This is a genomic window from Oleiphilus sp. HI0079, assembly GCF_001635105.1.
Genome location: NZ_LWFT01000123.1, coordinates 1 through 784 on the forward strand (window position 1 = coordinate 1; position 784 = coordinate 784).

Annotated in this window: 1 protein-coding gene; it reads right to left on the reverse strand. The window is 50.8% G+C overall.

All coding sequences use genetic code 11. From position 1 onward, the window contains the following. Positions 1-55: 55 nt before the first annotated feature. The coding region (queG, locus tag A3750_RS01780; RefSeq protein ID WP_068547981.1) for a tRNA epoxyqueuosine(34) reductase QueG at positions 56-784 on the reverse strand (729 nt) is incomplete at its 5' end.

A 784-nucleotide genomic window follows, 5' to 3' on the forward strand; every position in this document is an offset into this window, starting at 1 on the left:
GCCATCGCATGGTGAGCCATTGCTCAGCGAGCAATTGTCGAACCAGCTGCAGGCGCTAATCGATGATCGTTTGTGAATGCTGCTCAAGCGCCCAGGCTACATGCTCTCTCACGAGTGCTGAGCTTGCGTCTGCTTGAGTTTGAAGTGCTTGAATAACATCCGGCTTGCTTGGTGCGTTGCCCAATGCAACGGCGATGTTTCTAAGCCAACCCTCATAGCCGGCGCGTCGAATTGCTGAGCCTTCCGTGTTTTTTAAGAACTCTTCCTCAGTCCAAGAAAAAAGCTCGGTGAGTTTTGCTTCGTCGAGTTTGTTTCTGGGTGAAAAGTCATCTTCGGAGCTGTGTTCTGCAAATTTATTCCACGGGCAGACAAGTTGGCAATCGTCGCAACCAAAAATACGATTACCTATTGGTTTTCGGAGTTCTAAGGGAATTGCGTTTTTGTTTTCGATGGTCAAGTAAGAAATGCACTTGCGGGTGTCCAGCGAATAGGGGCCGTTGAACGCATTGGTTGGGCATACATCAAGACACGCTGTGCAGCGACCGCAATGCTCTTGCTCATAGGAACCTGTTAACGGTAGTTCCAGGTTGGTGTATATCTCGCCCAAAAAAAACCACGAGCCGGCCTCGCGGTTTATGATCATCGTATTCTTGCCGAACCAGCCGAGGCCCGCCTGTTGCGCGATTGCGCGTTCGAGGACGGGCGCGCTGTCAACAAAGGCGCGGAAATCTAATTCAGCTTCGCTTTGCTCTCGGATAAAACCAATCAGGTGCTTGAGTCGGTT